Here is an 8,919-nt window from a genome sequence, read left to right on the forward strand (position 1 = left end):
ACATATTTTCCACTTCCATCCACCTAACTTATGTATCATGAACCCTTCATGTGACATGCTTTTCACTTCAAACCACCAAACTTATGTATCATGAACCCTTCATGTGACACACTTTTCACTTCAAACCACCTAACTTATGCATCATGAACCCTTCATGTGACATACTTTCCTCTTTCGTCCACCAAACTCTTGTTTCATGATCAAAAGGCATAGAGATTTTGCTTAAGATACCTTTAACAGACATACTAAAGGGACCTTCCATAATGGAAGGTCCCTAAATTTTCCTAATTATTTTCAGGATGAAATTTCGATTTGACTGGTTGCCCACCAGACTTTTCATACTTCTTTTTCGCTTTCTTTACTTCATCGAAATCTTGTCCAAGTTCTAAATCCTGATTGTTGACACCGTTTCTGTTTTTTTGTTCAGGGTTATTTTGCTTTGAGCGTTTTTTCACTTTTGAACCTCTCCTTAATGCTCATGTAAAATCATATTATTTTGAATTTGTTGTAATTGAAGCCTCATACGATGAAGTTGGTCACGCTGTTGACCGTTCGCACTTTGAGCCATTTTTGCTACATCATTATAGGCTGTTTCAATCTGTTGCATGGCGGAAGTGAACTCGACATCATTATATTGTTCCTGTCTTGTATGATCCTGATATTGTTCATGGGCATTGCGTATTGCATCCTCACATTGTTGAAGAAGGTCTTCGATTGATTGACGTGTAGCCATCCTATAAAACCTCCCACTAAAAATTAGGATTCATGAAGCATGAAGCTTCTCTTCTAGTTTGTTCACAATCACTTTTCCTTACCCCATTTTCCATTATGAAATAAACTCCATTATGAAAATTTACAATTTCATGATAAAATTTTTCTTATGCTCAAAATAAATTAAAGACCGAAAAAGGAGGGTACTGACTTGAATCAGACAAAGCCTTTTCCATATGCAATAGACGATAAACGTTATCATACATGGAATTACCATTTACGCCAGCAATTTGGCCATAAAGTATTTAAAGTTGCATTAGATGGAGGATTTGATTGCCCAAATCGAGACGGCACCGTTGCTCATGGTGGCTGTACGTTCTGTAGCGCCGCAGGTTCCGGTGATTTTGCTGGAAACAGGGCAGACGATCTAGAAGTACAATTTAATGAAATAAAAGATAAAATGCATGAAAAATGGAAGGATGGCAAATATATGGCCTACTTCCAAGCGTATACGAATACCCACGCTCCTGTGGAAGAACTTCGTGAAAAATACGAGCGAGTGTTAGAGCAAGAAGGCGTTGTCGGATTATCGATTGCCACTCGTCCAGATTGTCTACCAGACGATGTCGTAGAATATTTAGCAGAGCTTAATAAAAGAACCTACTTATGGGTTGAACTTGGACTACAAACTGTTCATGAAAGAACAGCTTTATTAATTAATCGTGCCCATGATTATCAATGTTATGTAGAAGGGGTTGAAAAACTTCGCAAGCATGGCATTCGTGTTTGTTCCCATATCATCAATGGACTGCCTTTAGAGTCGTATGACATGATGATGGAAACAGCAAAAGAAGTAGCGAAGCTTGATGTGCAAGGAATTAAAATTCATTTGCTTCATTTATTAAAAGGAACACCTATGGTGAAGCAATATGAAAAAGGCATGCTTGAGTTCCTAACACAAGAAGATTATGTCAGCCTAGTTTGTGATCAGCTTGAAATTTTGTCTCCAGAAATGATTGTCCATCGTATCACTGGTGATGGTCCTATCGACTTAATGGTTGGACCGATGTGGAGTGTCAATAAGTGGGAAGTTCTCAATGCAATTGATGCAGAATTGAAACACCGCAATAGCTGGCAGGGGAAATATTGGGAGGGTAAATAATGAAGCTTCAAGGAATTTTACCTTTCGCAAGAAGTCTTTTAACAAGCGCTATAAATACGGGAGAAATAGCGATTGATGCGACCGTTGGAAATGGACATGATACCGTTTTTTTGGCCAATCTCGTGGGTGAAAATGGACAAGTTTTTGGCTTTGACATCCAAAAAGAAGCCATAACCAATACAACGAAACGCTTAAAAGAACAAAGACTAGACAAACAGGTAACCTTATTCCATAAAGGGCATGAAGAAATTGTTGCATCTGTACCAGCAAACGTTCAGGGAAACATAAAGGGAGCAATCTTTAATTTAGGCTATTTGCCTGGCGGTGACAAAACCATTGTTACCCAACCGAATACAACGATTGCTGCCGTTGAACAATTGATGGAACTATTAGCACCAGAAGGAATTATTGTACTCGTCATATACCATGGTCATCCAGAAGGTCAAACTGAAAAGGAAGAGCTTCTTAGTTTCGTCAAGCAGCTTGATCAAAAAAAAGCACATGTTCTCAAGTACCAATATATTAACCAAGAAAACCATCCTCCATTCATCATTGCAATTGAAAAAAGATAAATGAAAAGCCGACTCTAGGCAAGTCACATTTGACTACCTTTAGAGTCGGCTTTTATATTGAGTGAAGGGATCCATTTCTGGACTTTACGATAGAGTCTCCCATTCATATAAAAGAAAAAGCTAACTAAGCCACTGCTCTTAATCATTTCTCTCGCTAACAATTTCACTGATTTTTGCTTTCGAACTTTTTCATCGGATAAGTAGATGCCTAATAATCCTCGATTAATAAGGCGGTGAAATTGTTTATTTGGTAAGCCATCGGTATGCCTGTCCGCTTCTTTCACAAAATGCTTTAAACGCTTGAATAAGCTCTCCTCATTTTTATAGTAAAAGCAAAAATTCAAGTCGCCACCGATTCGATCCTCTTCCTGATCAATGAAATAGTCTAATAAAATATGGAGTCCCTGGATATAAGGAAAATAACCATTTTTAATTTTTTCAGCATCAATTTTGTTAAAATCAGGACTCATTCCATATGATACTAAACAAAAAATCCCTAGTGTCGATCCTGAACACGCCGAAAATTCATACCATTCCATGTCAGGAATATCGCTTTGGTGATGTTTAAACCATTTTTGTAAGCGCGGAATTCGCTCATCCACCTCTACATGCTTATGTATTTGTAAGTCACAGTAATATCTGCATAACTCTAGTAAGTAGTCTTTAATCTGATCATAATGCGGGATACTTTGTAAAACTTCTTGACACGTTCGAGATAGTTCCTCTAAATAGCCGCCATCATCAAATTCCTTGCGATAACGATAATAGTCACGCTGCTCTTCTCCTACAGTTAATGCTACTTCCATTGATTCATGGATGGCAGAGAAATCGTCTGGATCTAAAGAAGTACTTCTGTCACAGAGATTGTCTAAATAATCACTGATCGTTTGATAAGCGACAATAAATTTAATCGCTTCTTTATATCTTTTCCCAGCCATAAAGGCTAAGATGGAGCCGCCTTCACAATGAAAAGTTTTGCTTTCAATGCTTGCTAATGCTTGCTTTTTCAACTCTGGATCTGGGATCTTCTCTGCCCGCTTCTTCCAATAAGCAAGCTCCATATGTGCTGTAGGTAAGATGTTACGATATACTTTTGACATTAAACTAAGTGGTTCTGACGGTATCATAAAAATCCTCCGTTATATGATGTAACCAATCGCTTTCAATTGACTATATACAAAATCCTTTGCGTATTCAAATACTTCCTCTCTCTCTGGATCATTGAAAATTTCATGATAACATTTTGGCCACTCTTTAAATCTTTTTTCTGAGAGTGGTGCATAATTAAACCATTCTTTAACTGCAATCTTATTAACAATTTTGTCATCCCCACCCTGCATCACGAGGAGTGGAACATCATTCGTTATTTCAATCTCTTCAAACGCTTGCTTAATAGCGTCATCTAGTTCACGGAACCATCTTACCGTTACCTTATCAATATATAGTGTATCCGTTCGATCCACATCTTGTACCTCGGCATTTCTCGTTGCGATCTTCACCGTAATGCCTGGATCCACTCTGAATTCAGGTGCGACCACATTTAGTACATGCGTTAAACTGTTTAAAAGCTTACCCGGTTTTTTCACTAAACCAAGACATGGAGATGATAAAATGACGCCTGCCAGATCCAGCTTCATCTCCTGAAGCAAACGAATTGTAATCAATCCACCCATACTATGTCCTAATAGAAAGACTGGTAAATCAAACTGGTAAGCCGTTCTAATCCAGTCCTTGACCTCTGTGATGTACTCATCAAAAGAATCAATATGACCTCTTCTAGACCTTGTTGTGAGACCATGTCCAGGCAAATCACCCATTATAACTTGAAAGCCTGCTCTACGCCACATTTCGATTAACCAACCGTATCGTCTATGATGCTCAAGAGCACCATGAACCATAACAATGACGCCTTTCGCTTCCCCGTCTGGTTCCCAATTCCACATGATAATTCCTCCTACAAAGCCCGAATCCACTATTTCTTCTATTTATTTTTATCATCATTGATTACAATTTCTCAATTCGGTCTAAATAGAGAACCGAAATTATAGTTCATTTTAACACAAAAAGGGGGAAACCTCAGAGTTTTTGCCATCGATCTAATTAATTCACACTTTTTAGACAAAATTAAGTAAAATGGGAGTAAAACGAATAAGGAGAGAATGCCCATGATCTATCCATTTCATCACAAATTTCCGAAAATCTCACCAACTGCTTTTATTGCCGATTACGTCACGATTACTGGAGACGTGGAAATTGGTGATGAATCAAGTATTTGGTTTAATACTGTCATTCGCGGGGATGTCGCTCCCACGATTATCGGGAAGAGAGTAAGTGTGCAAGATAACTCTGTTCTCCACCAAAGTCCGAATAACCCGCTTATTATAGAGGATGAGGTTACGGTTGGCCACCAAGTCATTTTACATAGTTGTATCCTTCGCAAAAATTCATTAATTGGAATGGGCTCTATTATCCTTGATAATGCTGAAATAGGCGAAGGTGCTTTTATTGGAGCAGGCAGCCTCGTACCTCAAGGTAAAAAAATCCCAGCAAACACATTGGCCTTCGGAAGACCTGCAAAAGTCATTAGAGAACTAAATGCTGATGATATTAAAGATATGCAAAGAATCACGAGAGAATACGCTGAGAAAGGGCAATATTATAAAAAGCTTCAAGAGGAAAAGCGTAAATAAAAGATAATATGTAAAAAAAGAAGCTACATTCACGATGTAGCTTCTTTTTTGACTTATTTAATTGCTTGCTCACGTAAAGCATCTGCTTTATCTGTGCGCTCCCAAGGAAGATCGATATCCGTACGACCAAAATGTCCGTAAGCAGCTGTTTGCTTATAAATTGGACGGCGCAGATCCAACATTTTAATAATACCAGCAGGGCGTAAGTCGAAGTTATGACGCACCACTTCCACTAAAATATCCTCATCAACTTTACCTGTTCCGAATGTATCGACAGCGATAGATACGGGCTGTGCAACACCAATCGCATAAGCAAGCTGTACTTCAACCTTATCTGCAAGGCCAGCAGCAACAATATTCTTTGCTACATAACGTGCAGCATAAGCGGCTGAACGATCCACTTTTGTTGGATCCTTACCAGAGAAAGCTCCCCCACCGTGGCGAGCATATCCACCGTAAGTATCAACGATAATTTTACGACCAGTTAAGCCGGCATCTCCTTGAGGTCCACCGATCACAAAGCGGCCTGTTGGATTGATGAAATACTTTGTGTTTTCGTCGATTAATTCACTTGGTACGACTGGATTAATGACATGCTCCTTAAGATTACGTTGAATTTGTTCAAGCGAGATTTCAGGATGATGTTGGGTTGAAATAACAATTGTATCAATCCGAACTGGCTTATTATTTTTATCATATTCAACTGTTACTTGCGTTTTTCCATCCGGTCTTAAATAAGGGAGAATTTCTTCCTTACGTACTTCTGTTAAACGACGGGATAATTTATGGGCAAGTGAAATGGGAAGAGGCATAAGCTCCTTTGTTTCATTACAAGCAAACCCAAACATTAACCCTTGGTCACCTGCACCAATCGCTTCAATTTCTTCGTCTGTCATACTTCCTTCACGTGCTTCTAATGCCTTGTCCACACCCATTGCAATATCAGCAGACTGCTCATCAATCGATGTTAATACGGCACAAGTCTCAGAATCAAATCCGTATTTAGCACGATTATAGCCAATCTCTTTTACTGTCTCACGGACGATCTTTGGAATATCTACATATGTAGAAGTAGTAATTTCTCCTGCTACTAAAACTAAGCCTGTTGTCACAGACGTTTCAGCAGCTACACGAGCATTAGCATCTTTGGCTAAGATCGCATCTAAAATTGCGTCAGAAATTTGGTCACAAATTTTATCAGGATGACCTTCAGTAACTGACTCAGAAGTAAACAAACGCGCGTTTCTTGACATCTGACTTCCTCCTCATCTATAAGTGCGAGGAATTACCCTCGAGCTGATACGGAACTCATTCCCTATGTAGTATGAAATAAACATGGAGTTTTTATGATAATTTTCAAGAATCCATAAAAAGGGTTGAGAAATTGATTTCATTTTTTCTTACAATAAAAAAACCTTTCCTAAGTAGAGGAAAGGAGTATAGAAACCATTCTCGCCTTTCACTCTTATCGTTCAAGGACATCATCCTTGCTTCAGGTTAGCACCATTGCTATTAACTCTTTCAAGGAAATCTTGAATTTAATAACCGGTTGCTGGGTTTCATAGGGCCTGTCCCTCCACCTACTCGGGATAAGAGAGTATCCGTTCAAGTGTAGATCATAACGAACGAGTGCATATGTGTCAACAGGTAAGGAATATTTCTTAAAATTTTTTCATTTTCCCTACAAATAATTCTATCATGTTTCCTATTCTAAACCCTCATTAAACTTTTTGAATATTCAGTGGCGTTTTTTCTTTATTAGTATAGACTAATAAGATAAATGTGTTATACTAATCGTATTATGATGTCCCTTTCTAGAATTGCTTCTATAAAATATTTTGAAAGAAGGTTTTCATCAAATGAATTCAGTTAGCCTTTCTAATGAACTTAATGAATTATTACAACAAAATAATGTTCATGTTCAGCTATCTGTTCCACAATTAGTCGAGAAAGTATTACGGCGAAATGAAGGACTTCTTACTTCAACAGGTGCTGTTTGTGCAACAACTGGAACTTATACCGGTCGCTCACCGAAAGATAAATACATCGTCAAAGAGCGATCTTCTAAAAATAAAATTGATTGGGGTCCAATCAACCAAGCTATTTCTGAAGAAGCATTTGACCGACTTTATTCGAAAGTTCTCGATCACTTAAAAGAAAAAGATGAAGCATTCGTCTTTAAAGGATACGCAGGGGCCGATAAAAATTCCCAACTACCGATTCAAGTTATTAATGAATACGCATGGCATAATCTTTTTGCCCATCAATTATTCATCAGACCAACTGCAGAAGAATTAGTTACTCATCAAGCCCAATTTACGGTTATTTCTGCGCCTGATTTCAAAGCAGATCCAGCTGTAGATGGAACAAAATCAGAGACCTTTATTATTATATCATTTGAACGGAAAACAGTCTTAATTGGTGGTACAGAGTATGCTGGTGAAATAAAGAAATCGATCTTTTCCATTATGAATTACCTACTACCTGAAAACGGGATTCTACCGATGCACTGCTCCGCAAACGTCGGCCAAGAAGGGGATGTAGCATTATTCTTCGGCTTATCAGGTACTGGTAAAACCACTTTATCAGCTGATCCACATCGCCGCTTAATCGGAGATGACGAACATGGCTGGTCATCAAACGGAGTCTTTAATATTGAAGGTGGATGCTATGCAAAATGCATCAATCTTTCCTATGAAAAAGAGCCGCAAATTTTTGATGCAATTCGTTTCGGCTCTGTCCTAGAAAATGTTGTTCTCGATTCTGAAACACGTACTGCGGACTATGATGATGGCTCATTAACTGAAAATACTCGAGCAGCTTATCCAATTCAGGCAATCGATAATATTGTTGATCCAAGTATCGCTGGACACCCAAATGCGATTGTCTTTTTAACAGCAGATGCGTTTGGCGTATTGCCTCCGATCTCTAAATTGACAAAGGAACAAGCGATGTATCATTTCTTAAGTGGTTATACATCAAAGCTAGCTGGAACAGAGCGCGGAGTAACATCGCCTGAGGCAACCTTCTCTACCTGCTTTGGTTCACCGTTCCTCCCATTACCAGCCACCCGCTATGCTGAGATGCTTGGTGAGAAGATTGATGAGCATAATGCTCAAGTCTATCTCGTAAATACAGGATGGACCGGTGGTGAATATGGTGTCGGAAGCCGAATGAAGCTAAGCTTCACACGAGCAATGGTTCAAGCGGCCCTTGAAGGTGAGTTAAATCATGTTGAAACCATCCAAGACCAGTACTTCGGCTTAAACATTCCATTGCACGTTCCTGGTGTTCCAGATGAGGTATTATTGCCACATAAAACATGGTCAGACGAAAAAGCATATGAAAATAAAGCAAAAGAATTGGCTGAAAAATTCAAGAAAAATTTCGAGAAGTTCACGAATGTTCCTACGTCTATCCGTGAACAAGGTGGACCACTAACATAAAAGAAGCTCCGGACATAACTAGCTTCAAATCATGAGAAAGGTGAATCTGAGGGTACTCAAATTCACCTTTCTCTATTTTTGTATGAACGCAAGATTTTCGATTTTCCTCGTACAAAAAAATCGAGGGAAACGCAAATTAGCCTTCAAGAATCCAATTCGATTTCCGCTTTGTCTAAATCTTTCCTAGAAGACTCTATTTAGCTCCAACCATTTCTTGCCCTTAAGCGGAATTTTTCCTGTTATCTCCTCGATCGAGTTCCTTTTAGGGAAAATAACGGAAGATTTTCCGCTTATGGAGAGCAAAATTGTTTATTTTGGCATTTTTTGAGGGAATAGCA

10 protein-coding genes and 1 riboswitch are annotated in these 8,919 nt (G+C 38.7%); of the genes, 4 read left to right on the forward strand and 6 right to left on the reverse strand.

Going from position 1 to position 8,919, the window contains the following annotated elements:
- Positions 1–115: 115 nt before the first annotated feature.
- From BMSHG_RS29285 to BMSHG_RS13120, 3 genes are read right to left on the reverse strand one after another with little or no spacing between them, the layout of a single operon-like run.
- Positions 116–244 carry a hypothetical protein gene (locus tag BMSHG_RS29285; protein ID WP_019154920.1) on the reverse strand — a complete coding sequence of 43 codons (129 nt, stop codon included), beginning with the start codon at positions 242–244 and terminating at the stop codon, positions 116–118.
- Between the two features lie 40 nt (positions 245–284).
- Positions 285–455: a hypothetical protein gene (locus tag BMSHG_RS13115; protein WP_019154921.1), complete on the reverse strand. Its 171-nt coding sequence runs from the start codon at positions 453–455 to the stop codon at positions 285–287.
- Positions 456–469: 14 nt separating this feature from the next.
- Positions 470–733 carry a YtzC family protein gene (locus BMSHG_RS13120; RefSeq protein ID WP_019154922.1) on the reverse strand — a complete coding sequence of 88 codons (264 nt, stop codon included), beginning with the start codon at positions 731–733 and terminating at the stop codon, positions 470–472.
- A gap of 189 nt (positions 734–922) precedes the next feature.
- On the opposite strand from BMSHG_RS13120, the gene BMSHG_RS13125 reads away from it, so the two are divergent.
- Both BMSHG_RS13125 and BMSHG_RS13130 read left to right on the forward strand, forming a co-directional pair.
- Positions 923–1,873, forward strand: a complete 951-nt coding sequence (locus BMSHG_RS13125) for a TIGR01212 family radical SAM protein (protein ID WP_019154923.1) — start codon at positions 923–925, stop codon at positions 1,871–1,873.
- Positions 1,873–2,445, forward strand: a complete 573-nt coding sequence (locus BMSHG_RS13130) for a class I SAM-dependent methyltransferase (protein WP_019154924.1) — start codon at positions 1,873–1,875, stop codon at positions 2,443–2,445. The genes BMSHG_RS13125 and BMSHG_RS13130 overlap by 1 nt, the downstream gene beginning before the upstream one ends.
- A gap of 23 nt (positions 2,446–2,468) precedes the next feature.
- On the opposite strand, the gene BMSHG_RS13135 is transcribed toward BMSHG_RS13130, so the two are convergent.
- Positions 2,469–3,572, reverse strand: coding sequence for a tetraprenyl-beta-curcumene synthase family protein (locus BMSHG_RS13135; RefSeq protein WP_019154925.1), 1,104 nt, complete (start codon positions 3,570–3,572; stop codon positions 2,469–2,471).
- Positions 3,573–3,584: 12 nt separating this feature from the next.
- Complete coding sequence (locus tag BMSHG_RS13140; RefSeq protein WP_019154926.1) at positions 3,585–4,388, reverse strand: alpha/beta hydrolase; 804 nt, start codon at positions 4,386–4,388, stop codon at positions 3,585–3,587.
- A 222-nt stretch (positions 4,389–4,610) separates the two neighbouring features.
- Between BMSHG_RS13140 and BMSHG_RS13145 the strand changes: the two genes are divergently transcribed.
- Positions 4,611–5,135 carry a gamma carbonic anhydrase gene (locus tag BMSHG_RS13145; protein ID WP_019154927.1) on the forward strand — a complete coding sequence of 175 codons (525 nt, stop codon included), beginning with the start codon at positions 4,611–4,613 and terminating at the stop codon, positions 5,133–5,135.
- Between the two features lie 53 nt (positions 5,136–5,188).
- Here the strand turns inward: BMSHG_RS13145 and metK are convergent, their stop codons facing one another.
- Entirely contained in the window at positions 5,189–6,388 is a 1,200-nt protein-coding gene (gene metK, locus BMSHG_RS13150) for a methionine adenosyltransferase (protein ID WP_019154928.1), read from the reverse strand.
- A 209-nt stretch (positions 6,389–6,597) separates the two neighbouring features.
- Positions 6,598–6,731: riboswitch (SAM riboswitch) on the reverse strand.
- A 263-nt stretch (positions 6,732–6,994) separates the two neighbouring features.
- Here metK and pckA point away from each other — a divergent pair.
- Positions 6,995–8,581 (forward strand): phosphoenolpyruvate carboxykinase (ATP), encoded by a 1,587-nt coding sequence (gene pckA, locus BMSHG_RS13155; protein ID WP_019154929.1) that lies wholly within the window; start codon positions 6,995–6,997, stop codon positions 8,579–8,581.
- Positions 8,582–8,919: the final 338 nt, after the last annotated feature.

Source organism: Robertmurraya massiliosenegalensis JC6, assembly GCF_000311725.1.
Classification (GTDB): Bacteria; Bacillota; Bacilli; order Bacillales; family Cytobacillaceae; genus Robertmurraya; species Robertmurraya massiliosenegalensis.